The sequence below is a fragment of the Accumulibacter sp. genome (genome assembly GCF_023806625.1).
In the GTDB taxonomy this organism is placed as follows: domain Bacteria; phylum Pseudomonadota; class Gammaproteobacteria; order Burkholderiales; family Rhodocyclaceae; genus Accumulibacter.
This window is the reverse complement of the sequence record NZ_JAMTDX010000027.1, coordinates 138611-159646: the sequence shown is the minus strand read 5'-3', so window position 1 is coordinate 159646 and position 21036 is coordinate 138611. Positions and strand designations below refer to the sequence as shown.

The 21036-nt window shown below is 66.7% G+C and carries 31 protein-coding genes and 1 tRNA gene; 28 read left to right on the top strand and 4 right to left on the bottom strand.

The annotated features are described in order from the left end of the window. Together NFW05_RS06125 and NFW05_RS06120 are read left to right on the top strand one after the other, a co-directional pair. A partial coding sequence (locus NFW05_RS06125) for a hypothetical protein (RefSeq protein ID WP_295303669.1) occupies window positions 1-264 on the top strand: 264 nt, incomplete at its 5' end. A gap of 107 nt (window positions 265-371) precedes the next feature. Continuing rightward, window positions 372-908 (top strand): phage virion morphogenesis protein, encoded by a 537-nt coding sequence (locus NFW05_RS06120; protein WP_295303665.1) that lies wholly within the window; start codon window positions 372-374, stop codon window positions 906-908. Between the two features lie 332 nt (window positions 909-1240). On the opposite strand, the gene NFW05_RS06115 is transcribed toward NFW05_RS06120, so the two are convergent. Both NFW05_RS06115 and NFW05_RS06110 read right to left on the bottom strand, forming a co-directional pair. Further along, window positions 1241-1639: a hypothetical protein gene (locus tag NFW05_RS06115; RefSeq protein ID WP_295303662.1), complete on the bottom strand. Its 399-nt coding sequence runs from the start codon at window positions 1637-1639 to the stop codon at window positions 1241-1243. Then, window positions 1608-1802, bottom strand: coding sequence for a hypothetical protein (locus NFW05_RS06110; protein ID WP_295303659.1), 195 nt, complete (start codon window positions 1800-1802; stop codon window positions 1608-1610). Before NFW05_RS06110 ends, NFW05_RS06115 begins: the two co-directional genes overlap by 32 nt. 532 nt (window positions 1803-2334) lie before the next feature. Here NFW05_RS06110 and NFW05_RS06105 point away from each other — a divergent pair. Genes NFW05_RS06105 through NFW05_RS06055 form a run of 11 tightly spaced genes read left to right on the top strand, consistent with a single transcriptional unit; the run spans window position 2335 to window position 8872 of the window. After that, window positions 2335-3456, top strand: a complete 1122-nt coding sequence (locus NFW05_RS06105) for a peptidase (protein ID WP_295303656.1) — start codon at window positions 2335-2337, stop codon at window positions 3454-3456. 9 nt (window positions 3457-3465) lie between these two features. Continuing rightward, entirely contained in the window at window positions 3466-3837 is a 372-nt protein-coding gene (locus NFW05_RS06100) for a DUF2190 family protein (RefSeq protein ID WP_295303653.1), read from the top strand. 28 nt (window positions 3838-3865) lie between these two features. Then, window positions 3866-4816, top strand: coding sequence for a capsid protein (locus tag NFW05_RS06095; protein ID WP_295303650.1), 951 nt, complete (start codon window positions 3866-3868; stop codon window positions 4814-4816). Next, the gene (locus NFW05_RS06090; RefSeq protein ID WP_295303648.1) at window positions 4816-5010 is read left to right on the top strand and encodes a hypothetical protein; all 195 of its coding nucleotides are present in this window, start codon (window positions 4816-4818) and stop codon (window positions 5008-5010) included. Before NFW05_RS06095 ends, NFW05_RS06090 begins: the two co-directional genes overlap by 1 nt. A 3-nt stretch (window positions 5011-5013) precedes the next feature. Next, the gene (locus NFW05_RS06085) at window positions 5014-5448 is read left to right on the top strand and encodes a DUF1320 domain-containing protein (RefSeq protein WP_295303644.1); all 435 of its coding nucleotides are present in this window, start codon (window positions 5014-5016) and stop codon (window positions 5446-5448) included. Window positions 5449-5452: 4 nt separating this feature from the next. Then, entirely contained in the window at window positions 5453-6028 is a 576-nt protein-coding gene (locus NFW05_RS06080; protein ID WP_295303642.1) for a phage protein Gp37, read from the top strand. Continuing rightward, a complete protein-coding gene (locus NFW05_RS06075; protein ID WP_295303639.1) occupies window positions 6028-6237 on the top strand; it encodes a hypothetical protein in 210 nt (69 codons plus the stop codon). The genes NFW05_RS06080 and NFW05_RS06075 overlap by 1 nt, the downstream gene beginning before the upstream one ends. Further along, entirely contained in the window at window positions 6234-6554 is a 321-nt protein-coding gene (locus tag NFW05_RS06070) for a hypothetical protein (RefSeq protein WP_295303636.1), read from the top strand. Before NFW05_RS06075 ends, NFW05_RS06070 begins: the two co-directional genes overlap by 4 nt. After that, a complete protein-coding gene (locus tag NFW05_RS06065) occupies window positions 6554-7972 on the top strand; it encodes a phage tail sheath subtilisin-like domain-containing protein (protein ID WP_295303634.1) in 1419 nt (472 codons plus the stop codon). Before NFW05_RS06070 ends, NFW05_RS06065 begins: the two co-directional genes overlap by 1 nt. 19 nt (window positions 7973-7991) lie before the next feature. Beyond that, window positions 7992-8366 (top strand): phage tail protein, encoded by a 375-nt coding sequence (locus NFW05_RS06060; RefSeq protein ID WP_295303632.1) that lies wholly within the window; start codon window positions 7992-7994, stop codon window positions 8364-8366. Then, a complete protein-coding gene (locus tag NFW05_RS06055; protein WP_295303629.1) occupies window positions 8366-8872 on the top strand; it encodes a hypothetical protein in 507 nt (168 codons plus the stop codon). The genes NFW05_RS06060 and NFW05_RS06055 overlap by 1 nt, the downstream gene beginning before the upstream one ends. A gap of 82 nt (window positions 8873-8954) precedes the next feature. On the opposite strand, the gene NFW05_RS06050 is transcribed toward NFW05_RS06055, so the two are convergent. Next, window positions 8955-9173 (bottom strand): hypothetical protein, encoded by a 219-nt coding sequence (locus tag NFW05_RS06050; RefSeq protein WP_295303626.1) that lies wholly within the window; start codon window positions 9171-9173, stop codon window positions 8955-8957. 16 nt (window positions 9174-9189) lie between these two features. Here NFW05_RS06050 and NFW05_RS06045 point away from each other — a divergent pair, with 16 nt between their 5' ends. From NFW05_RS06045 to NFW05_RS06005, 9 genes are all read left to right on the top strand, one after another. After that, window positions 9190-10914 carry a phage tail tape measure protein gene (locus tag NFW05_RS06045; protein WP_295303623.1) on the top strand — a complete coding sequence of 575 codons (1725 nt, stop codon included), beginning with the start codon at window positions 9190-9192 and terminating at the stop codon, window positions 10912-10914. A gap of 64 nt (window positions 10915-10978) precedes the next feature. Then, entirely contained in the window at window positions 10979-12220 is a 1242-nt protein-coding gene (locus tag NFW05_RS06040; RefSeq protein WP_295303620.1) for a DNA circularization N-terminal domain-containing protein, read from the top strand. Continuing rightward, window positions 12204-13328, top strand: a complete 1125-nt coding sequence (locus NFW05_RS06035; RefSeq protein WP_295303617.1) for a phage baseplate assembly protein — start codon at window positions 12204-12206, stop codon at window positions 13326-13328. The genes NFW05_RS06040 and NFW05_RS06035 overlap by 17 nt, the downstream gene beginning before the upstream one ends. Next, window positions 13325-13873 (top strand): phage baseplate assembly protein V, encoded by a 549-nt coding sequence (locus NFW05_RS06030; protein WP_295303614.1) that lies wholly within the window; start codon window positions 13325-13327, stop codon window positions 13871-13873. Before NFW05_RS06035 ends, NFW05_RS06030 begins: the two co-directional genes overlap by 4 nt. 56 nt (window positions 13874-13929) lie before the next feature. Further along, on the top strand, window positions 13930-14244 hold the full coding sequence (locus tag NFW05_RS06025; RefSeq protein WP_295303697.1) for a phage GP46 family protein: 315 nt from the start codon (window positions 13930-13932) through the stop codon (window positions 14242-14244). A 13-nt stretch (window positions 14245-14257) separates the two neighbouring features. Beyond that, window positions 14258-15316, top strand: coding sequence for a baseplate J/gp47 family protein (locus tag NFW05_RS06020; RefSeq protein WP_295303611.1), 1059 nt, complete (start codon window positions 14258-14260; stop codon window positions 15314-15316). Further along, entirely contained in the window at window positions 15313-15882 is a 570-nt protein-coding gene (locus NFW05_RS06015; protein WP_295303608.1) for a putative phage tail protein, read from the top strand. Before NFW05_RS06020 ends, NFW05_RS06015 begins: the two co-directional genes overlap by 4 nt. Before the next feature lie 9 nt (window positions 15883-15891). Beyond that, complete coding sequence (locus NFW05_RS06010; RefSeq protein ID WP_295303605.1) at window positions 15892-16887, top strand: hypothetical protein; 996 nt, start codon at window positions 15892-15894, stop codon at window positions 16885-16887. After that, the gene (locus NFW05_RS06005; RefSeq protein WP_295303602.1) at window positions 16887-17420 is read left to right on the top strand and encodes a DUF4376 domain-containing protein; all 534 of its coding nucleotides are present in this window, start codon (window positions 16887-16889) and stop codon (window positions 17418-17420) included. The genes NFW05_RS06010 and NFW05_RS06005 overlap by 1 nt, the downstream gene beginning before the upstream one ends. A gap of 294 nt (window positions 17421-17714) precedes the next feature. On the opposite strand, the gene NFW05_RS06000 is transcribed toward NFW05_RS06005, so the two are convergent. Further along, window positions 17715-17785 (bottom strand) — tRNA-Asn (locus tag NFW05_RS06000). 132 nt (window positions 17786-17917) lie between these two features. Between NFW05_RS06000 and NFW05_RS05995 the strand changes: the two genes are divergently transcribed. The 6 genes from NFW05_RS05995 to NFW05_RS05970 all read left to right on the top strand — a co-directional run bounded on the left by NFW05_RS05995 (window position 17918) and on the right by NFW05_RS05970 (window position 20997). Next, window positions 17918-19138 carry a site-specific integrase gene (locus tag NFW05_RS05995; RefSeq protein WP_295303599.1) on the top strand — a complete coding sequence of 407 codons (1221 nt, stop codon included), beginning with the start codon at window positions 17918-17920 and terminating at the stop codon, window positions 19136-19138. Then, window positions 19135-19413: a DUF4258 domain-containing protein gene (locus NFW05_RS05990; protein ID WP_295303596.1), complete on the top strand. Its 279-nt coding sequence runs from the start codon at window positions 19135-19137 to the stop codon at window positions 19411-19413. The genes NFW05_RS05995 and NFW05_RS05990 overlap by 4 nt, the downstream gene beginning before the upstream one ends. Beyond that, window positions 19410-19640: a type II toxin-antitoxin system MqsA family antitoxin gene (locus NFW05_RS05985; protein ID WP_295303594.1), complete on the top strand. Its 231-nt coding sequence runs from the start codon at window positions 19410-19412 to the stop codon at window positions 19638-19640. The genes NFW05_RS05990 and NFW05_RS05985 overlap by 4 nt, the downstream gene beginning before the upstream one ends. Then, window positions 19637-19897: a DUF2442 domain-containing protein gene (locus NFW05_RS05980; protein ID WP_295303591.1), complete on the top strand. Its 261-nt coding sequence runs from the start codon at window positions 19637-19639 to the stop codon at window positions 19895-19897. The genes NFW05_RS05985 and NFW05_RS05980 overlap by 4 nt, the downstream gene beginning before the upstream one ends. Window positions 19898-19943: 46 nt before the next feature. Beyond that, a complete protein-coding gene (locus tag NFW05_RS05975) occupies window positions 19944-20384 on the top strand; it encodes a DUF29 domain-containing protein (protein WP_295303588.1) in 441 nt (146 codons plus the stop codon). Between the two features lie 100 nt (window positions 20385-20484). Continuing rightward, window positions 20485-20997: a hypothetical protein gene (locus NFW05_RS05970; RefSeq protein ID WP_295303585.1), complete on the top strand. Its 513-nt coding sequence runs from the start codon at window positions 20485-20487 to the stop codon at window positions 20995-20997. Window positions 20998-21036: the final 39 nt, after the last annotated feature.

Here is a 21036-nt window from a genome sequence, read left to right as displayed (position 1 = left end):
ACCGAAGCGGTGGCTGCCAAGCCACCCGATTTACAGCAGTTTACGGACTTCATCAATGAACGCCGGAGCTATTTCGACAAGCTGGAAAAGAAGATGATCTATGTGCTGCCATCGCTGGATGCCGACCGCTCGGTCAAGATCGCGGTGCAGGTAGATTTCTTGACTGGTCACCCGAAGAGGGCGCTGAACGTCGCGCGCGCCGGCTACAAGATCAACGTACAGGCACTCGAGGACAGGACGCGCTATGAACCCATCGAGGAATGATGGGGAGGCGGCCGGCAGTCCCGCCATCCCCGTGTGGCCTAAGCCATACGGTTGAACGGACGCCGAATTTCCGTTCGTTCCCCATCTCTGTCCAGTATAGACGAGCGATGATCGAAATCAAGGCAGACACTACCGCGGTGACGCAGGCGCTCGAGCGCCTGGCCAGGTCCGCAGCCGACACCTCGCCGGTCATGCGCGCCATCGCCGGCGTGATGCACGATGCGGTGATGGAGAACTTCGACCAGGGCGGGCGCCCGGCCTGGGTTCCCCTGAAGCCCGCCACCCTGGCCCAGAAGAGGAAGCTCGGCTACGGCGACAAGCCGCTGATCCGGCGTGGCGGCGGGCAGAGCCTCTATTCGTCGATCACTTCCCGATCCGATCAGAACTCGGCGGTGGTCGGGACGGACGTCGTCTATGCGGCGATCCACCAGTTCGGCGGCCGGACCGCGCCCCACGTCATCAAGCCGCGGAACAAGAAGGCGCTGGCCTGGCCGGGCATCCGCCATCCGGTGCGCTCGGTCAATCACCCGGGATCGCTGATCCCGGCCCGCCCCTTCCTGAGCCTCACCGACGCCGACGAGCAGAAGATCGTCAGCAAGATCTCCGACTACCTCGCCCGGGCGGTGGGCGGGAGCCAGGCATGACGGACCGAGGGGGAGAAAAGAGAAACGAGAAGTGAGAAATGAGAAGTGAGAAACGAGAAGTGAGAAATGAGAGCACCGCCTCCGCTTCGGCAGCCTTCCTCTTTTCTCTTTTCTCTTTCCTCTCTCCTGCCCGAATGGACGAGCCCCAGAATCGCGCTACAAGGCGTTGAACTCTTCCGGGTAGGTCAAGGTATTCGGCGCGAAAAACACCCGCGTTAGACCGGCGTTAAATTTCGTCCTGGAGGCATTGGCGGGTGTGCCGTGGATCCCGTTGAGCGGCGATGCGCACGGCGGGGGCTGCAGGAACGTGCGCCGACCGCGTGGCGGCGCCGCTAAGGCGCCGGCGGCGGCCTTCTGGATCGACCAGTCAAGAAGACGACGGCCAGGCCCGTCAGCGCCACGCTCGCGATGCTCGCCCCAGCCCAGGGCTGCTCGTGGAGCGCCACCCACGAGCCGGCTCCGACGCCCCCGATGCCAATCACAAAGGCAAAGAACTGTCCGACGAAGCGCTCGACAAAAATGAACGAGTTGATTCGCCGATCCTCACGGCGCCGATGCTCGGCTTCGATCTGTGTCTGCTGGATGACCCAATCCACCGCCTCGGGCTTGAACCGGTGCAGCCGCTCGAGCTGCGCGACAGGGATGATCGGGCTGTCGGTATCGTGCTGCGCAACCGTCACCTCGCCGCCATCGCGGCGGCTAAGCCTTGCGGTGGTCGACCGGCTGGCCATGCGTCTTCGTCGCCCGGTTCAAATCCGCGGCGACACGCCGCGAGTCGCCGCGAAGCGCCTCTGCGTCCTGCGCAAACCCGCCGCGCGGCCGGATGTAGGCGTCCGCCGGGTTGAGGACCAGTACCTGACGCGCCCCCGCCAACAGATTTTTCAAATGTTCCACGCGGTCCTCCTGTGGCTCGTCGCCGGGATCTCGATCATTCCCGCGTGCCGGCCCTTCGATCATAGATCAGCCTCGCCATGACGGGCGGAAATCTGGGAGATAGGGAAGAGGAGAGAGCAGCGAGAGTCGGCGACCTCGATCACCGATCGGCAGCGAAGCAGCTGAAGCTGCTCTGATCGGCCCAGCGCACAGAACATCCGGGCAACTGATAAGGATTGCTTAACGGTTCGCCGCAGTCATCGAGCGCCACTCGGGCCGTCGGGAGGCACCTGTTTCCAAAATGGAAATAGCTGCTGTCCCCGCGCGCGAAACGGACCCCCGAGCGGCAGTCATCAACCCGGAGTTGACCACTGTCCCCGCGCGCGCGAGTCGGCCGTGGTTGCGGCGTTCGAGACTCGGCGGCATACCCCACTGTCCCCGCGCGCGCGAGTCGGCCCCCGTTCCCCCATTGCTGAAGCGCTTCCTGATCGTCGGCCGGCCCGCTCTCCGTATCCTCGCCGAAATGACGACCTCCCCTTCCCAGAAGCCATCCTTGCAGATCTTCAAGGCCGGCCGGCATACCGCGATGAGCGGCGCCGTGCTGTCGTTTTCCGATGCCGACCTGCGCGCCTGCGCCGCGGCCTACGACCCGGCGAAGCACGAAGCGCCGATCGTCGTTGGCCATCCGCAGACCGACGACCCGGCTTTCGGCTGGATCGAACGGCTGGACTTCGCCGGCGGCAGTCTCGAAGCGCTGCCCCGCCAGATCGACCCGGCGTTCGCCGAACTCGTCGAGGCCGGCCGCTTCAAGAAAATCTCCGCGTCGTTCTACCTGCCCGAGGCGCCCGGCAACCCGGTGCCCGGGGTGTTCTACCTGCGCCACGTCGGCTTTCTCGGCGCGCAGCCGCCGGCCATCAAGGGCCTGCGCCCGGCCGCGTTCGCCGATTCCGAGCCGGGGCTTGTCGTCGAATTCGCCGACTGGTCCGACCTGGCCAGCGCCGGATTGTGGCGCCGCCTGCGCGAATGGATCATCGCCCGCTTCGGAATCGACGAAGCCGAGCAGACGATCCCCGAACAGGTCCTGACCACCCTCGACGACGAAGCCCGGCAGGAAGCCGCCGACGAGGCGGCGAGCCCTTTGCCGTCGTTCGCCGAGACGGGCGCCGCGGCAGACCCGCAGGCTCTCCCCATTTCCGACCCACCCGAAGAGGACGAATCGAAGGTGACCGAAGCAGAGAAGGCCGCACTGGAGGCCGAGAACGCCCAGCTGAAAACCCGCCTGGAGCAAGCCGACCAGGCGCTCCGCGAACTGCGCACGCAGCGCGTCCATGAAGCGAACGCGGCATTCGCCGAGACGCTGATCGGTTCCGGCAAGCTGTTGCCGGCGCAATCCGCCGTGGTCGTCGCGGCGCTCGATCACCTGGCGCTGCAGGATTCGCCGGTCGAGTTCGGCGAGGGCGACGAGAAGCAGCCGCTGGCGACCGCGGTCCGCACCCTCCTGTCGAGCCTGCCGAAGCAAGTCGAGTTCGGCCGGGTGGCCGGGCGGCGCGCTTCCCCGGAGCTCGACGATCCGCAAGCGATCGCCCGCGCGGCGCAGGACTTCCAGGAGTCGGAAAGAGCCAGCGGCCGCAACGTCTCCATCGCGCAAGCGGTGGCCCATGTTCTCCACCAGTAAGGAAGCGCGATGAGTCATACCCTCCTCAAGAGTTTCTCGGCCGGCGCGGCGATCAGCGCGTATCGCCTGGTCAAGTTTTCCGCGGCCGAGACGGTGATCCAGGCGACTGCGGCCACCGATTCGATCATCGGCGTGGCCAACGACGTGGGCGCGGCCTCGGGCGAGCGCCAGGACGTGGTGATGCAGGGCATCGCCTGGGTCGAAGCCGGCGCGGCGATCAGCCTGGGCGCGTTCGTCACTGCCGACGCCAACGGCCGCGGCGTGGCTTCGGCGCCGTCGGCGGGCACCAACAACCGGATCCTCGGCGTGGCCCTCGATGCCGCGGGCGCTTCCGGAGACCAGATCCGCGTGCTGGTTGACGTCGGTTCGTACCAGGGCTGATTCCCGGTAACCTTTTCAGGAGCACTGCATGTCCACCACTTCCTTCCCGGTCAATCCCGAACTGTCGGCGATCGCCATCGGCTACAAGAACCGCGACATCGACCTGATCGCCGATCAGGTCCTGCCGAGGGTGCAGACGGCCAAGAAGTTCGCGTACACCAAGTACACGCAGGGTGACGCCTACACCGTCCCGCCGACGCGCGTCGGCCGCAAGAGCGACCCGACGATGGTTGATTTCGGCGGCACGCTGATCAACGCCGAATGCGTCGACTGGGGTCTCGACGACCTGGTGCCGAACGACGAGGTCGAAGCGTTCGACGCGATGCCCAAACCGGCATCCCTGCCGAACCCGCTGGCCAAATCGGTCTCCGTGCTCACCGGCCTGGTGCTGCTCGACCGCGAGATTCGCGTCGCCAACCTGGTGACCACGCTCGGCACCTACCCGTCGGCGAACCGCGCGACGCTCTCCGGCACCTCGCAGTGGAGCGACTTCACCAACTCCAACCCGCTCAATGCGCTGCTCACCGCTCTCGACGTGCCGATCTTCCGGCCCAACACGATCGTCATGGGGCAGGCGGTGTGGACGCAGCTCCGCCAGCATCCGCGGATGATCCAGGCGGCGAACGCCAGCGCCCAGACGGGCGGCGCGATCACCCGGCAGCAGCTCGCCGACCTCCTCGAGGTGCCGAACGTGCTGATCGGCGCCGGGTTCGTGAACACCGCGACGCGCGGCCAGACGCCGACCTTCTCGCGCGTCTGGGGCAAGCACTGCGCGCTGCTCTACGTGTCGGAAGACATGGCCAACGCCGATCAGCCGACCTTCGGCTTCACCGCCCAGTTCGGGCAGCGGATCGCCGGATCGATCCCGATGCCCAACAAGGGGCTGCGCGGCGGGCAAGTGGTGCGCGTCGGCGAGTCGGTGCTCGAGGTGATCTCGGCCAACGACGCGGCGTACTTCTACCAGAACGCGGTAGCCTGATGCCGACGTATCGGGCGCTCAGCCCCGTCGAGCACGACGGGGTGCCTCACGCGGTCGGCAGCGAAATCGCCGTCGATGCGGAGGTCGGCGCGGTGCTGCTCGTCGCCGGCGCCGTCGAAGGCCCGGTCGACGGTCTCGATCCGGACGGCGCGGCGGTGGTGCCGATATCCGCCGGCAAGCGGAAGACTCGATAGGCAATGCCCTACGCGACGCAGCAGAATCTGGTCGATCAGTTCGGCGAACGCGAGCTGATCGCGCTCACCGATCGCGACTCGGTCGGGGTGATCGATCCGGCGGTGCTCGCCCGGGCGCTCGCCGACGCCGACGCGCTGATCGATTCCTACCTCGTCGCCCGCTACAGCCTGCCGCTCAGCGGAGTCTATCCCGTGCTGCGGATGATCGCCGGCGACCTGGCCCGCTACCTGCTCTCCGGAGCCGGCGTCGCGGAAGTCGAAGTCGTGCGTGCGCGTTACAAGGACGCCATCCGCTACCTCGAATCGGTGCGCGACGGCAAGACGGTACTCGGCGCCGAGGCGACGGCGCACACGGCGGCCGGCGAGGGCGCGCGCATCGTGGCCACCGGCTCCGATCGGGTGTTCACCGCCGACACGCTGGCCGATTTCATCGGCTGAGCCGATGCTCATCTACGCCCAGCTCGAAGATGCGGTGATCGACCGCCTGACCGCGTCGGCGACGAGTGGCGCGCTGGGCTACGCGCTGGCCGAGGTGGCCAGCTACGGCGGCGAATTCGACGACGAGACGTTCTGGACGCAGGTGCGCCGCTTTCCGGCGGCGTGGGTGACGGTGGCCGGCGAGAAGGTGAAACGGCTGACCGAGCGAAAGTATCTGTGCTCGCCGACGCTGATGGTGCTCGTCGGCACGCGCAATGTGCGCAGCGAGCGGCAAACGCGGCACGGCACGGTGAGCAGCCCGGGCAGCTATCAGATCCTCGACGACGTGCGCCTGCTGCTCTCAGGGATGGATTTCGATCTGCCGATCAAGCCGCTGTCGCCGGGCCCGGTGAAGACGCTCTACAACACGCGGATCGGGGCCGAGGCGCTGAGCGTCTTCTCGATCGAGTTCCTGACCGAGTACGTATTCACGCTGCCGGACGAGGCGAGCGAGGTGGACTGGCTGCGCGTCGGCCTGAACTACTACCTGCTGCCGGGCGATGCGCTCGCCGATGCATCCGACCTGGTGACCCTGAGCTGATGGCCGGGCCGTCTGACCCTCTCGGGTGGGCGAGGCAGCCGCGCAGTCAGCTGGCGCTGGACTCGGCCTTCAAGCTCGCCGAGCGCAACCGGGAACTGCGCGCAATCGTCAAGGCGCTGGTCGGCCAGGGCATCAGCACGGCCGACGGGAAGCTGCTGCGCCAGTGGGACGGAACGCAATGGCTGCCGGCCAGGCGCGCCGTCCAGTGACCCGTGCCGATCACGAAAACCCTGGCCGGGGGAGTCCGGCCACCGCCGTCGAAGGGGTGAAGATGCTCGTCCTTGCCGCACCGGGACTCAAGGTCCCCCGCGAGAACAGCCCGCGGGACTACGTTCTCGACACGCCGCCCGCGGGATCCCTCGGTTTCGAGGTCCCGGATACGGCGTACACCCGTCGGCGGATCAGCGACGGCGATCTGTTCGAGGTCGCCGCTGCCGAGCCGTCGCCGGAAGAAGGCAAGGACCCTGGCGAAGGGTCCCTGCAAACCGGGCAGTCGCCCGACCACAAGCCGCGTAGGAGTCGCTGATGGCCTCGCCGAACATCTCTTTCTCGAACATCCCGGCGAGCATCCGCAAGCCGGGGCGTTACTTCGAGTTCAACACCGCCTTGGCGGTGCGCACGCTGCCCAACAATCTGCAGAAGACGCTGATCGTCGGGCAGCGCCTGTCGACCGGCACGGTCGCTGCCAATACCGTCGTCGACGTCTTCTCGGATGCCGACGCGGCGACCTACTTCGGGCGCGGTTCGATCGCCCATCTGATGGTCCGCGCGGCGCTGCAGGCGAATCCCTACCTGACGCTCTCGGTGATCGCGATGGACGACGCCGCCGGCGTCGCGGCGACGAACACGGTGACGGTGACCGGTACGGCGACCGCCTCCGGCGTGCTGACGGTCAACGTCGGCGACCAGACGGTGACCATCGCGATCGCCGCCACCGACGCGCAGAACGCCATCGCCACCGCACTCAAGGCGCAGTTCGACAAGCAGCCGGACCTGCCGGTGACCGCGTCGGTGGCGACCAACGTGGTGACCATGACCGCCAAGAACAAGGGCACGCTGGGCAACGGGCTGCGCGTCTCGAGCAGCACGACCGCGGCCGGGGTGACGGTGGCCAACACCAACCCGGCTTCCGGGGCGACCGATCCGACGCTGGCCACGGCGCTGGCCGTCGTCTTCGCCTCCGGGCATCACATCGTGATCGTGCCGTGGAACGACACCACGAACCTCACCGCGCTGCGCACCCATCTGGACGCCGTCAGCGGGCCGCTCGAACAGCGCGGCGCGATCGGCGTCTATGCGCACGTCGGCACGCTGGCCAATGCGACGACGGTGGCGTCTGGCGTCAATAGTGGGCGGATCACCGGCATCCTGCTGCCCACGGCCTACGAATCGGTCTACGAGGTGGCCGCCGCGTACGGCGCGGTGATCGCCAGCGAGGAAGACCCGGCGCGGCCGCTGAACACGCTGGCGCTGACCGGGATCCTGGCCAACCCGCTGGCCAACCGGCTTTCCCGGACGGAGCAGGAGAGCGCGCTGTACAACGGGGTGACGCCGAGCGAGATCGGTCCCGGAGACAAGGTGCAGATCGTCCGCGCGGTGACCACCTACACGCTCGACGCGAACAGCGTGCCGGACATCTCGCTGCTCGATCTGACGACCATCCGCACGCTCGACTACGTGCGCAAGGCGGTGCGCGAGCGGATCACCCTGCGCTTCCCGCGCGAGAAGCTCTCCAGCCGGACGGCCGACAAGGTGCGCTCGGAGATCCTCGACGTGCTTTACAAGCTCGAGGAACTGGAGATCGTCGAGGCGGTGGCCGACAACGCGGCCGGGGTGCTCGTCGAACGCGATTTGCAGGATCCGAACCGGCTCGACGCGAAAATCCCCTGCGACGTGGTGAACGGGCTGCACGTGTTCGCCGGGCGGATCGATCTGCTCCTCTGAACCCTGACCGGAGAACATCATGGCACTGACTGAATACCTGGGCGCGATCGTGATGGAGATCGACGGCCAGGAGGTGGAAATCGAGAGCCTCGACGTGACCTTCAAGACCGGGCGCAAGCTGGTCAAGACGATGAACCGGACGGGCCGCGCGAAGGGCTTCGCAAAAGGCGTCGGCGAGTACGACCTCAAGGTCACGGCGGTCATCCCGGTGACCGGCGACGTCAAGTGGTCGGACATCCAGGGGGCGAAGATCACCATCTACCCCATGCAGTCGGGGGGCAAGCGCACCTCGTACCTGGACTGCTTCACCGTCGATGTGGGCAAGAAATACTCGGTCGATAACGAGGCGAAGCAGGATCTGTCGATGGTCGCGCTGCGCGAGGTGGTCGAGTGATGGGCGCGCCGTTGGCCGGCGGCAACTTGCTGGCCAGGCTCAAGGCGGGGCGCGAGGCGATTGCCCGGGTACGCCTCGGCGAGGTCGACCTGGGCCTGCGCATTCTCACCGAGCAGGATTATCTGGAAGCCCAGATCGCCACGCTGCAGACGATGCAGGCGATCGGGCTGGACCTGTCGGTCGGGTCGTCGGAGGCTTACGAAGCGGAAAAGGCCAGCCAGCTGCTGACCCGCGCGCTGGTCGATCCGGACACCGGCAACCCGGTGGCTACCTCGGCGGCCAAGCTGCGTGCGGCTCTGACGCGCGCCGAGCAGACCTTCCTGATCGAGGCGTACGTCGAGCACGAGCAGCAGTATTCGCCCTCGCCGCGCACGCTCGACGAAGCGGCGTTTCTCGCGCTGCTCGAGGAGGTAAAAAAAAGTCCCGGGACGACGCTTTCGAGCGTTTCAAGTACCGATACGCTGAAAAGGCTCATCACTGCTTTGGCCTCCCCGCCTGCCAGCTGACCGACGGGCAATGGCTGTGGATGCTCGGCATGGCCGCCGCCGAGGCCGAGCAGCAGGAACCTGACGGCGGCCAGACGCGGCGTTATGTTTCGGCGCGCCGGCCGCAGAAGTAACGCCGGCCGAGACGCCACAGGCCGACTGCCACGGCTGCGGCGAGGTGGGCGCCGAAGATGGCCAGCCAGATGAGCGCCGAGGCGACGGCCCAAAGAACCACCCCGACGCCGGCCAGCACCCAGTACAGCAGCCAGACGAAAAAGAGATCGCCAATGAGCTCCGCCAGCGTTTCGCAGTGTCTCTCCATGGTTCCAGTGTAGCCGATGAATGCCAGTCTGCAAGTCGCGCTCTGGCTGAGGCTGCACGGCAACGACGCGGCGGCCGCCGGTCTGCGCCGTTTCACCGACAGCGCGCGCAAGGGCTTCGGCCAGGTCTCCGACAGCGTGAAGCAGGCGTGGCGCGACCTCAACGGCTTCTCCACCGCGACGCGGCTGCTCGCCATGGCCGGCGGGCTCGGGCTGGTCAAGCGGGCGATCGAGGCGAATCTGGAATTCGAGAAGAAGCTCCTCGAGATGAAGCAGCTCGCCGAGATGACGCAGGATCAGGCGATGGCCATGCGCAAGGCGGCGGTCGAGCGGGCCACGGACCTGCTGGCGACGCCGTCGGATATCGCCGAGGGCATGCGCACGCTGGCCAACGCGGGCATGAAGTACGAGGCGATCGCCGGGACGATCGAGGAGGCGGCGCGCGCGGCGCTGGCCTTCCGCTCGACGATTTCCGACATCGCCAACATGGACTTCGACATTCAACAGAAGTTCCAGGTCGATCCGTCGCGCATGGCGGCGATGCACGACATGCTCTACTACCACTCGAAGCAGGGCCGCTTCGAGGCCAAGAGCCTGTCGACCTACGCCCCGGAGTACCTCAACGAGATGGCCCGGGTCGGCATGGGCGGCGAGACCGCGCTGAACTTCGCCGGCGCGCTGACCCAGGTGATGCAGAAGATCAAGCCGGCGACCCAGCCGGGCGAGGTGTCGACGCTGATCAAGCACGGCCTCGGGCACATCACCGACAAGATGTACGTCCAGCACATCAAGGCGGCGACCGGCATCGATGTCGAGCAGTTCATGCCCGAAGGGCGGTTCTACGGCGAAGGCGGCGTGCAGGGCATGCTCGACCTGGCCAAGGCGCTCAAGGCGAAGGGCCTGGACAACCCGTTCAAGATGTCTCAGGCGGGCTTTCGCGACCAATACACGCGGGATTTCTGGCTGCAGATGATGCGCTCGATCGACGAGATCGAGGAGCAGATGCGCGCGGCTCGCGGAGCGGCAGGGAGCCAGACGCTGAACAGGGACGTGGAGGAGATCCGGCGCAGCAATTTCGGGCGCGTCCTGAAGGGCCGGATTCAGGTCGAGAAGGGCGCGCTCGGCGAGGGGGTGACGCAGGGGGCGGACTTTGCCGGCCGGATGGCCGAAACCTTCGCCGACCATCCCGGCCAGGTGATGGCCGCCGGCGCCGGCGTGGCCGGGCTGTGGCTGGCCGGACGCTACGCCAGGAACCGCCAGGCGCGGATAGCCCAGCAGGGAACGGCCGGCGGATTGCCCGGAGCGGGAGGCCTCGGCGGGGTGCAGCAGGTCTTCGTCACCAACTGGCCGGTGGCGATGGGTGGCCAGGCGGGGACGGCAGGGATGCCGGGGCCCCCGGGCGGGATGGGGCCGAACGACGGCCCGCAACGACCGCAGGGCAAGCTCGCCAGGGCGGCGGGCGCGGTCGGTACGGGACTCGGCGCGATCGGGGCGGCCGCTTCGGGTTGGCAGATCGGCTACGAGATGGTGGGGCCGGCGGTCAACTCGGCGATCAACGCGTTGACCGCGGCGCTCACCCGCAAGGATCAGACCCTGGGCGAGTGGATCTACGACGCCTTGCACCGCAAGGAGCAGGCCGAGCTGAACAAGCCGATCGTCGTCGAGAACAAGCTGGTGCTCGACGGTGCGGTCGTTGCGGCTTCGGTCAACCGGGTGAATGCGCGCGATGCGCAACGCAATTGATACGGTGCGCGCGCTGAAGGGCTTCGCCTCGCCGGCCGGCTTCGCGCGCGCGTAAGATGCTCCCATGGCCTGGGAACAATCTCTGCTCGAGGCGTCCTTCCGGGGCGTCGTTTTCGACGTGCTGGCGACGACCGACGCGCGCGAGCGCTCGACGGTGGAGCACGCGTACCCGTACCTCGACGGGGCGGATGTCGAGGACCTGGGCGCCGGGGCGCGGACGGTCTCGCTCGAGGCGATCTTCTTCGGCGACGACTACGAGGAGCAGCTGCAGGGCTTTCTCGCGGTGCTCGACGAGGCCGGCGCCGGGGAACTGATCCACCCGGTCTTCGGGTCGATCGAGCGCGCGCAACTCAAGCGCTATAGCATCGAGCACCACGCCGACGACGTCGACGCGGCGCGGGTGCGCGTGGAGTTCGTCGAGGCGATCCCCGGACAGCCATTCTTCTCGCGCGGGCTGGCGAGCCTGCAGGCGCAAGCGATCGGCGCACCGGGCGAGCTCGGACGATCGGCGGTGAGCGAGGCGCTGGGCAAGGTGGTCGACACGCTGCGCTCGCTCAATCCGTTGAAACCGCTCGACGATTTGCGCCAGGCGATGCTCGGGCCCCTGGTCTCGCTGGCCTCGCAGGTGAGCGGGGTGGTGACCTCGGGCCTCGACGTGCTGGCGGTGCCGCGCGCCTGGGCGGCGGATCTGTCGACGATCGCCGATGCCTTCTTCGATCTGTCGGCGAGCGGTTCGAGCCTGATGACCGGATGGCGGTCGATCGAGAGTCAGTGGACGACGTTCCGGGATGCATTTGCGGAGTCCGCCGAGGTGGCGACGGGGGTGACGACGTGGCTACCGGGGTCTGCGCCGAGCGAGCCGCAGGCAATCGCCGCGGTGGCGGCGACGGGGTCGGTGACCGGGGCGACGCATGTGGCGCTGGCCGCATCCGATCTGCTGCAGGCCGAGGCGGTAACGCCGACGCTCTCGCCGCCGGAGATCGAGGAAGTGGCCAACGCGGCGCGCACGGCACTCGACGTGGCCATCGAGGACTGCCGGCGGACGTTCGCGCTGGAAACGGCGCGGGCGATCGCCGAGCCGTTGCGGACTCAGGCCCTGGCGGTTCAGTCGGCGGCGCAGGCGATCATCGAGGCGCGCCCGCCGCTGCTGCTGCGCACGGTGGAGGTGACCGGCAATTTGCGGCTGCAGGCGCACCACTGGTACGCGGACCACGCGCGCGCGCCCGAGCTGGCGCGGCTGAATCCCACCCTGCGTCTGCCCAATGCGCTGCAGGCCGGGGAGGCGATCCATGCTTTCGCCCGCTGAGCGGGTGCGGCTGCTGATCGGCGGCCAGGTCCACGAGGACTGGGAATCGTACGAACTCGATTCGGATTTGCTGGTCCCGGCCGACGGCTGGCAGCTGTCGGTCGGCTTGCCGCTCGGCGGACCGGTTCCTGCGGAGCTCTCCGCCGGGGCGACGATCGAGCTCGCCATCGGCGACGATACGGTGCTCTCGGGGCGGATTGACGAAGTGTCGCTGCGCGTGGCGCGCGGCGAGCACGCGCTCACCCTCTCGGGGCGCGACGGAGCGGCGGTGCTGGTCGATTGTTCGGCGCCGGTGTTCGTGGCCAAGCTGGCGACGCTCGAACAGATCGTCGCGAAGGTGGTTCGCCCGCTGGGACTGACGAAGATCCGCATCGACGCGGACGCGACGCGCACACGCGAGAAGGTGAATGTGGAGCCCGGCGATTCGGCCTGGGACGTGCTCGCGCGGGTGTCCGAGGCCAACGGGCTGTGGCCGTGGTTCGAGCCCGACGGGACGCTGGTGATCGGCGGACCGGACTACTCGAAGCCGCCGGTGGCGGAGCTGATCCTGCGCTTCGACGGGGCCGAGAACAACGTGCTCAGCGTCGAGGAGACGCGCTCGATCGCCGAGCGCTATTCGGTGGTCACGGTGCTCGGCCAGGCGCACGGGACGATCACCGAAAGCGGCAAGAACGCCGAGAAGGCGTCATGGACCGACGAGGAGATGGCGGCGATCCAGTACCGTCCGAAGATCGTCACCGACCACGAGTGCGAGACGCAGGCGCTGGCCCGCGACCGGGCGCGCAAGCTCTTGTCGGACAGCCGGCTGAAGGGCCGGACGATCCGCGCGCGGGTGCTCGGGCATCGCATCGTCGCGCCTGGGAAGCCCGGCGATGGGCTGCTGTGGACGCCCGGCCAGCGGCTGACGCTGCTTTCCGAGCCGCACGGGATCGACGCGACCTTCTTCCTGATCGGCCGGCGCTTCTCGCTGGGCATGCACTACGGCGGGGTGACCGAGCTGACGTTGAAGGAAGACGGGGCCTGGGTGCTCGACGCGCATCCGTCGAAACGCCGCCATCGCCTGGGCAAGAACGGGCTGCCGGACGATTTCAAGGAGCAGGCGCCGTGATCGATCTGGTCGACCGGCGGATCCGGCGCGCGCTCGGCGGGATCCGGCAGGCGTTCCGCTCGGTGCTGTCGACGGTGAATCCGGCCGGCGGCGTGCAGCTGGCGCAGGCGGAGGGTTTGGCTGGCGAAGCGCTCCAAGACGCCGAGCTCTTCCAGCACTACGGCTTCACCAGCCGTCCGCCGGCGGGAACGATGGCGGTCGTTCTGCCGATCGGCGGCAGGACATCGCACGGCATCATCGTCGCCACCGAGCACGCGAGCTACCGGCTGCGCGCGCTGGCCGGCGGCGAGGTGGCGCTCTACGACGATCAGGGGCAGCAGGTGCTCCTCCATCGCAACGGGGTCACGGTGAAGACGGCCAAGAAGCTGCGGCTGGAGGCGCAGGACATCGAGATGCACGCGACGCATAGCTGGTCCTGGGACGTCGCCGGCTTCGGCGAGCGCTGGACAGCGAACGGCGGCAGCTCCTGGGAGCACAAGACCTGGCAGACCGGGGCGAGCGTGTCTTCGGTGACGCTGCCGATCCATCCGCCGGAGGGGCCGTGAGCGCGGCATGGATCGATCCGGCGACCGGCGACTACCGGAGCGAATCGGGAGGCGCGCTGCGCGATCCGGCCGGCGGCCTGGCGAACTCCGTCTATCTGCGCCTGATGACCCCGCTCGGCGGCTACTGGGCGGACCCGACACTGGGCAGCAAGCTGCACCTGCTGCAGCGGCAAAAGGACGTGTCCCGCGTGGCGAAGCTCGCCCGTCAGTACGCCGAGCAGGCGCTGGCGCCGATCGTCGAGGACGGCCGGGCGACGTCGATCGTGATCACGACCGAGCAACCGGGCACCGGGCGCATGCATCTGCTGATCGAGGCGACCGCCGCGAGTGGCGAGCGGCTGACCTTCCGGCACCCTGTCAAAGTCCTTTGAGGGCCGTCAATCGATGAGCTTTTTAACGCCAGATTACCCGGCGATCCGCGACGCGATCCTGCGCGACATCGCCAATCAGCTGCCCTCCGCGGCGATCGGCGTCGATTCGGATTATGCACTGCGTGCATCCGCGCATGCGTCGGCCGTCGAGGGCCTCTACCAGCACCAGCAATGGATCGTCCGGCAAATTCTACCGGACACCGCGGATACCGACTTTCTCGAGCGTCACGCGAGTCTGCGCGGGCTGTCCCGCAAGGCGGCGACGGCGGCGAGCGGAACGATCACCTTCAGCGGCGTGGCCGGCAGCGCGGTGCCGATCGGCACCGAGGCGAAGACGGCGGGGCTGGTCGCCTACGTGACCACCGCCGCCGACGTGATCGGCGGCGGCGGCACGGTGACCGTCGCCGCCCAGGCCGAGCAGACCGGAACCGCCGGCAACCAGACGGCGGCCACCGCCCTGACGCTGACCTCCGCGCCACCAGGCGTGCTGTCTTCGGCGTCGATCGCGACGATGAGCGGGGGCACCGACCTGGAGACGGATGCCGAGCTGCTCGCCCGCCTGCTGTTCGTCCTGCGCAACCCGCCCTGCGGCGGCGCCGCGCACGATTATTACACCTGGGCGATGGCCTGTGACGGGGTCACCGCGGCGTACGTCTACCCCAACCGGCGCGGCCTGGGAACCACCGACGTCGTCATCATGACCTCCGGGGGAATCCCCGGCGCCGGCCTGATCGCCACGGTGCAGGCGGCGATCGACCTCGTGCGCCCGGTGCAGGCGGATTTCCTGGTGCTCGCTCCGACGGCCGTACCGGTGGCTGTCGCCGCGTCGCTGACGCTCGCCGCGGGCGCCGTCACGGCGACCGTCCGGGCTTCGATCGACGCCGCCCTGACCGCCTACTTCGCGTCTCTGAGCCCGGGCGACACGGCCTACCTGAGCAGGATTCGGGCGATCGTCTCGGACACTTCCGGGGTGGTGGACTTCACCATGACCGCGCCGACCGGCAACACCGCTGCCCTGGTCGATTCGACGCATACCCAGCTGGCCACCCTGGGGACGACGACCTGGTCATGATCCACGCCGATCTGCTGAAGCTGCTGCTGCCGCCGGCCAGCGTCGATCCGAACGGCCCGTCGATCGGCGCCGAACTGGTCGCCGACGGCGCCGCCCTCGACCGCGCGCTGGGCTACGCCGAGCAGGCGCTCGAGGAATCCGACCCGCGCACGACCGCCGCGTTGCTGGCGGACTGGGAACGGGTCTACGGCCTGCCCGATCCGGTCCTCGTCGCCGCGGGAATCTCCCAGAGCTTCCAGGAACGGCGATCGGCGCTGGTCGCCAAAGTGACGTTCCAGGGCGGTCAGTCGGTGGCCTTCTACCTCGCGCTCGCCGCGACGCTCGGCTACACGATCACCATCACCGAGTGTCACCCGGAGACCACCGAGGACGACACCGAATACCCCGTTCGCGACGAGCAATACCGCTTCGTCTGGATCGTCAATGCGGCCCTGTACACGGTGCGCGACCTGGTCACCGAGGACGACACCGAGATGGCCACCGCGGTCTGGGGTAACGCCCTGCTCGAATCCTTCCTGACCCGCTACAAGCCCGCCCACACCCTCGTCCTGTTCGCGTATACGTAAGGAGGCCCGATGCAACGAGTCAAACGCAGCACCGCCGTCGCCGTCCTGCCCAGTCCGCCGGTCGGCGGTACGGCCGGCTACTTCGCCCAACCCAACCCCGGCGGCGGAATCCCGGCCACGGTGCCGGGTTACGAGTGGTTCAACAACGTCCAGGAAGAGCTCGTCGGCCTGGTCCTGGCCGCCGGCCTCACGCTCGCCGACAACGACCCGACGCAGCTCGTCCAGGCGCTGATCAAGGCCGGTCTGCAGGGCGCGTATTTCAACCGCGCCACCGCCGGTGGAACGGCCGATGCGATCACCGCGACGTTCACGCCGGCGATCACCGCCCTGACCAACGGGATGATTCTGTACGTCCGGGCGGGCTCGGCCAACACCACCACCGCGCCGACCTTCACCCCGAACAGCGGCACGGTCGCCGCCAAGGCGATCGTCAAAGGCGCGGGCGCCGTGCTCACCGCCGGCGACGTCTCCGGAGCGGGTCACTGGCTCGTCCTGCAATACGACCAGACGCTCGACAAGTGGGTGCTGGCCAACCCGGCGACGGGCATCGCCGCTGCGTACTTCCTGGCCCGCGACGAGAAGTCGTCGGGAACCAACGGCGGCTCGTCGGTAGCGGGCGTGCAGACGCGTACCCTGAATACCGTCTCGGCGAACACGATTTCCGGCGCCTCGCTGTCCTCCAACCAGATCACCCTCCCGGCCGGCACGTACCGGGTGCGTGCTCACTCTCCGTCGTCCGGCTGCAATCTCGTGCAAGCCTGGCTCTGGAACGTCACCGACTCCACCGCTACGGTGCGCGGGACTTCGGAAAACGGCAGCCAGGGCGGCGGTAGTGATCCGTGCTCGGTAAGGTCGTGGGTCGAGGGGAGGTTCACCCTATCCGCGACCAAGGTTTTCGAGCTGCGCATGTATACGGACTCCGTTTACAGCAACACCGGACTCGGCGCGTGCGTATCGCAGGGCACGGAGGTTTATTCGGTGGTCGAGATCTTCAAGGAGGCCTGATGAGATATGCTTTTTTTTCTGGCGGACGGATCGACTCCGCCCACGATGATGACACCATCGGCGAGCTCCCTGCTGGCGCCGTTGCGCTGAGTGACTCGCAGTGGGAAAACCGGTTCGCGTTACGGATGCAGAGCGGGCAGCTGGTCGCCTGCTCCCCGCAGGACCTGCTCACGCTGGCGGAAGCGAAAGCGCAACAGATCGGCGTGCTGGCTGCCAGCTATCAGTCGGCGATCCTGCAACCGGTGACCTTCACGAGTCAGGCTGGCGTGGCCAAGAGCTACCAGTCCGATCCGCAGACTGTCGCCAATCTGCAGGCCATGATTGCCGCGTTTACCTCCGCCAAAGCCACCCCGACCGGGTTCTACTGGGTAGCGGCGGACAACTCGCAAGTCCCGTTCTCGTTCGCCGATCTGCTCGGTCTGGCTGCCGCGCTTGGCGCGCAAGGATGGAGCGCCTTTCAGCACCTGCAGACGCAGAAGGCGGCCGTCCTGGCGGCGTCGACCGTGGCCGCCGTTCTCTCCGTAACGTGGTAGCTGTAACGGGCAAGGCCGCGTGCCGCTAAACCGCCCGGCACGCTATGCCCAGCGCGTATTTATGTAAATGGGGTGTGCCAAATAACGCACAAAATTGTGCCAAATAGCGCGCCAATTTACACTACGCGAGGACCCAGCATTCGCCGATGACGAGTCGTCGGGCGTTGGGCACCGCGATGGGTTGTGGCTCGGCGGCGTTGATCGAGACTGGCGGGATCTGGCTACATGGTCGCTACATGAAGCCCGGAAAGCAAAAAGCCCAACCTTTTGAGCTGGGCTAAGGGCTTGATTCTTTGGCTCCCCGACCTGGGCTCGAACCAGGGACCTGCGGATTAACAGTCCGTGTTTCCCATGAGACATACGGATTTACCGACCTTAACAAAGGCATACGAAGCAATCTGTTAGTGCTATACTGACCTTAACGGGCTAGCACCAAATATGACGTTGTTTGCTAGCCCGTGCTAGCCCGGTGCTAGCCCGATTTGTGCGAGGGAAGTATGACGGCTATCAGATTCGGAAAGGTCGCCCTTCAAGGGCTTGCGCTCCCCCCTGCCGGCAAGCGGCTGACGATCTACGACACCAAGGTTTCAAAGCTGGCGCTGCGCGTGACTTCGACGGGATCGAAAACCTTCTATGTCGTGAAGCGGGCTGGGACTGAAATGGCCTGGGTGAAACTGGGCACCTTCCCTGAAATGACGGTGGAGAAGGCGCAAGCCGAAGCGGAGCGAATCCTGGGCGAGTTTGCCAGCGGCGCGAACCCTGCCGAAGCGCGGCGGGCCTTCAAGGCGGAGCCGACGTTGACCGAATTCTTCGCCGAGTACGGCACCCGGCACGGCGCGAAGAAGCTGTCATGGCGTGACGATCAGCAACGCTTCCGGGACTACCTCCAGAAGTCACTGGGCGACAAGAAACTGACGACGATCACGCGGGCCGATGTTGCCAGAGTCGTTTCTGACGCCGAGAAGGCAGGCAAGGCGGCGGCGACGGTGCGGCAGATCCGGGCGCTGGCATCGGGCCTGTTCGCCAAGGCGATCGAGTGGGGTTATCTGGACAGCAACCCGGCGCACGGCGTCAAGGTGACCGGGCGAGTCGTGACTCGTGACCGATTCCTGCAACCCGACGAACTGCCCCGATTTTTTGCGGCGCTGGCCGAAGAACCGAACGACACCATGCGCGACTTCATCCTGCTGGCGTTGCTGACCGGTGCGCGGCGCGCGAACGTCTGTGCCATGCACTGGCGGGAAATCGACCTCGCGGCGGGCAACTGGCGGTTGCCGGTGACGAAGAACGGCACCCCGCAGACAGTGACCCTCAGCCCGGAAGCGATGGAGATCCTGAAGGCGCGCCAAGAAGCGACTGCTGGCGGCTTCGTATTCCCCGGAATCGGCGCAACGGGGCACATGGTGGAACCGAAGAAGGGCGTTGTCCGGATCATGGAGCGGGCCGGCATTCCCTACGGACGCAACGAGGCGGACGGCGTGACCCTGCACGACCTGCGGCGTACCCTGGGAAGCTGGCAGGCAAGGACCGGCGCATCGTTGGCGATCATTGGCAAGAGCCTGAACCACAAGAGCCAGCAGGCGACGGCGATCTATGCCCGGCTGGACCTTGACCCGGTGCGGGCCGCAGTGAATACCGCGACGGCTGCCATGCTGGAGGCTGGCGGACTGAAGTCCGGCGCTGACGTGGTGCAGTTACCCAAGCAGGGTAAGGCGTGAAGCTCATCTATCGGCAGCACGCGGTGCGACGGATGTTCGAGCGGAGCATATCCATCGCCGACATTGATGCGGCGATGGCGTCGGGACGCGTGATCGAGGAATACCCGGCCGATACGCCTTACCCAAGCTGTCTATGGCTGGGCTTTGCTGGCAACCGCCCACTGCATCTGGTCTTCGCCGACAACCACAGCGACGGCGAACGCATCATCATAACTGTCTACGAACCCGATCCCGCCCTGTGGCTGGCGGACTTGGCAACGAGGAGAAACCCATGAAATGCCCTATTTGCCGACACGGCGAAACGCGCCCCGGAGCAGTGACCGTTCCTCTTGAACGCGACGGCATGACGATTGTTTTCCGGGAAGTTCCGGCGCTGGTCTGCGAGAACTGCGGCGAAGCCTTCCATGAAGAAACCGTGACCGCGGCCTTGCTCAAGCAAGCTGAACAGGCGGCGGCGGCGGGCGTGGAAATCGACGTGCGGCGCTTTGCGGTGGCGGCGTGATCCTGCACACCACACAAGTTTCTCCCTTGGCCGGCTATCGGCTGCTGCTGCGCTTCAACACCGGCGCGGCGGGAGAGGTGAATCTGGCGAACGAGCTTGATGGCGAAGTGTTCGAGCCGCTGCGCGACCCTGCGCTGTTCGCTACGGCCAGACAGCATCCGGTCATGCACACGGCGGCATGGGCAAACGGCGCGGACCTCGCGCCCGATTTCCTCCTGGACCTGATGCGCGCGCAGCAAGGCGACCGGGCTGCATGAGAACGTGAGAATCAAGAAAACAGCGATCTGACATGAGGAGCGAACGATGCAACCGACGCTATACCAGTCTGATTACTACACCTGGGCGCGCGAGCAAGCCGACGCGCTGCGCGAACGCCGCTTTGATGCCCTTGACCCGGAACACTTGATCGAGGAATTAGAGGCGATGGGGGCGCGCGAACGGCGGGAACTGGCGAACAGGTTGACGGTTCTTCTGACGCACCTGCTCAAGTGGCAGTTTCAACCATCGGGGCAAGGCGCGTCTTGGGCGCTGACCATCCGCGTGCAACGCATGGACATTGCCGACTTGCTCAACGACGAGCCGGGCTTGACTCGGGAGATTCCCCAAGCGTTCGAGAAGGCATATCGCAAGGCACGACTGCTGGCGGCAAGAGAAAGCGGCATGGAAGAAGCGACCTTTCCCGAGCAATCGCCGTACACCGTCGAACAGACGATGGCGAATGACTACCTGCCTGAAGGCAACTGAGCAAGTCTGAGTTTTGCCGCGCCTATCTCGACGGAGAGAAAAGCGGGTTCCCTTGCCCGGCTGGCGCGGCACCCATTCAAGGGGACGTGAAAGGGGCGCCATGAATATTGGGTATGCGGATTTTCGGCTTCTGTGCGGGGTTGATGACGCAGAGGAATGGGTTCCGTGGATGTCCGTGCGTGGCGACGGGGTATATGTCAAAGTACCGCCTGCGGGCTTGTTAGCATCAGAGGCCGCGGCATTGTCGGCGCATCCCACTGGCAACCTGTCGGAGCCTGCTTTGCGCTTCCCATGCACCCTGTCGGAGTTGCAAGTGTTCCTTGAGGAAAGCGCAGATTTCGATTGCATTGACGCCTTTGTGATGGCCAAGTGGGTTCAGGATCACACAAAAAAGCGTGACAAGGTAGGAGCGCCGATAGGGGGGACAGAAAGGACCACCTTGTTAGTCATCATAGCGGCGCTTTGTCGCAGTGCTTCAATCAACACTAGAGACCGAGGGGCTGCGGGTCGGATCGCAGCGTTGACTGACGAACTTGGCGCACCTGTTTCAGAGGACACCTTGCGGCGCGTGTTGGCGCAGATTCCCGATGCGCTGGAATCCCGCATGAAATAACGCAGCAAAACCGCATGCGGTTTTCCCGAATCCGCACGC

Coding starts and splice junctions, on each gene's coding strand:
- NFW05_RS06115 (WP_295303662.1), bottom strand. CDS start 1,639: ATGGCCAGCCGGTCGACCACCGCAAGGCTTAGCCGCCGCGATGGCGGC.
- NFW05_RS06020 (WP_295303611.1), top strand. CDS start 14,258: ATGAGCTTTTTAACGCCAGATTACCCGGCGATCCGCGACGCGATCCTG.
- NFW05_RS06040 (WP_295303620.1), top strand. CDS start 10,979: ATGGCCTGGGAACAATCTCTGCTCGAGGCGTCCTTCCGGGGCGTCGTT.
- NFW05_RS06100 (WP_295303653.1), top strand. CDS start 3,466: ATGAGTCATACCCTCCTCAAGAGTTTCTCGGCCGGCGCGGCGATCAGC.
- NFW05_RS06095 (WP_295303650.1), top strand. CDS start 3,866: ATGTCCACCACTTCCTTCCCGGTCAATCCCGAACTGTCGGCGATCGCC.
- NFW05_RS06075 (WP_295303639.1), top strand. CDS start 6,028: ATGGCCGGGCCGTCTGACCCTCTCGGGTGGGCGAGGCAGCCGCGCAGT.
- NFW05_RS05975 (WP_295303588.1), top strand. CDS start 19,944: ATGCAACCGACGCTATACCAGTCTGATTACTACACCTGGGCGCGCGAG.
- NFW05_RS05985 (WP_295303594.1), top strand. CDS start 19,410: ATGAAATGCCCTATTTGCCGACACGGCGAAACGCGCCCCGGAGCAGTG.
- NFW05_RS06045 (WP_295303623.1), top strand. CDS start 9,190: ATGAATGCCAGTCTGCAAGTCGCGCTCTGGCTGAGGCTGCACGGCAAC.
- NFW05_RS06015 (WP_295303608.1), top strand. CDS start 15,313: ATGATCCACGCCGATCTGCTGAAGCTGCTGCTGCCGCCGGCCAGCGTC.
- NFW05_RS06065 (WP_295303634.1), top strand. CDS start 6,554: ATGGCCTCGCCGAACATCTCTTTCTCGAACATCCCGGCGAGCATCCGC.
- NFW05_RS05995 (WP_295303599.1), top strand. CDS start 17,918: ATGACGGCTATCAGATTCGGAAAGGTCGCCCTTCAAGGGCTTGCGCTC.
- NFW05_RS06035 (WP_295303617.1), top strand. CDS start 12,204: ATGCTTTCGCCCGCTGAGCGGGTGCGGCTGCTGATCGGCGGCCAGGTC.
- NFW05_RS06085 (WP_295303644.1), top strand. CDS start 5,014: ATGCCCTACGCGACGCAGCAGAATCTGGTCGATCAGTTCGGCGAACGC.
- NFW05_RS06120 (WP_295303665.1), top strand. CDS start 372: ATGATCGAAATCAAGGCAGACACTACCGCGGTGACGCAGGCGCTCGAG.
- NFW05_RS05970 (WP_295303585.1), top strand. CDS start 20,485: ATGAATATTGGGTATGCGGATTTTCGGCTTCTGTGCGGGGTTGATGAC.
- NFW05_RS06055 (WP_295303629.1), top strand. CDS start 8,366: ATGGGCGCGCCGTTGGCCGGCGGCAACTTGCTGGCCAGGCTCAAGGCG.
- NFW05_RS06010 (WP_295303605.1), top strand. CDS start 15,892: ATGCAACGAGTCAAACGCAGCACCGCCGTCGCCGTCCTGCCCAGTCCG.
- NFW05_RS06060 (WP_295303632.1), top strand. CDS start 7,992: ATGGCACTGACTGAATACCTGGGCGCGATCGTGATGGAGATCGACGGC.
- NFW05_RS06090 (WP_295303648.1), top strand. CDS start 4,816: ATGCCGACGTATCGGGCGCTCAGCCCCGTCGAGCACGACGGGGTGCCT.
- NFW05_RS06005 (WP_295303602.1), top strand. CDS start 16,887: ATGAGATATGCTTTTTTTTCTGGCGGACGGATCGACTCCGCCCACGAT.
- NFW05_RS06080 (WP_295303642.1), top strand. CDS start 5,453: ATGCTCATCTACGCCCAGCTCGAAGATGCGGTGATCGACCGCCTGACC.
- NFW05_RS06050 (WP_295303626.1), bottom strand. CDS start 9,173: ATGGAGAGACACTGCGAAACGCTGGCGGAGCTCATTGGCGATCTCTTT.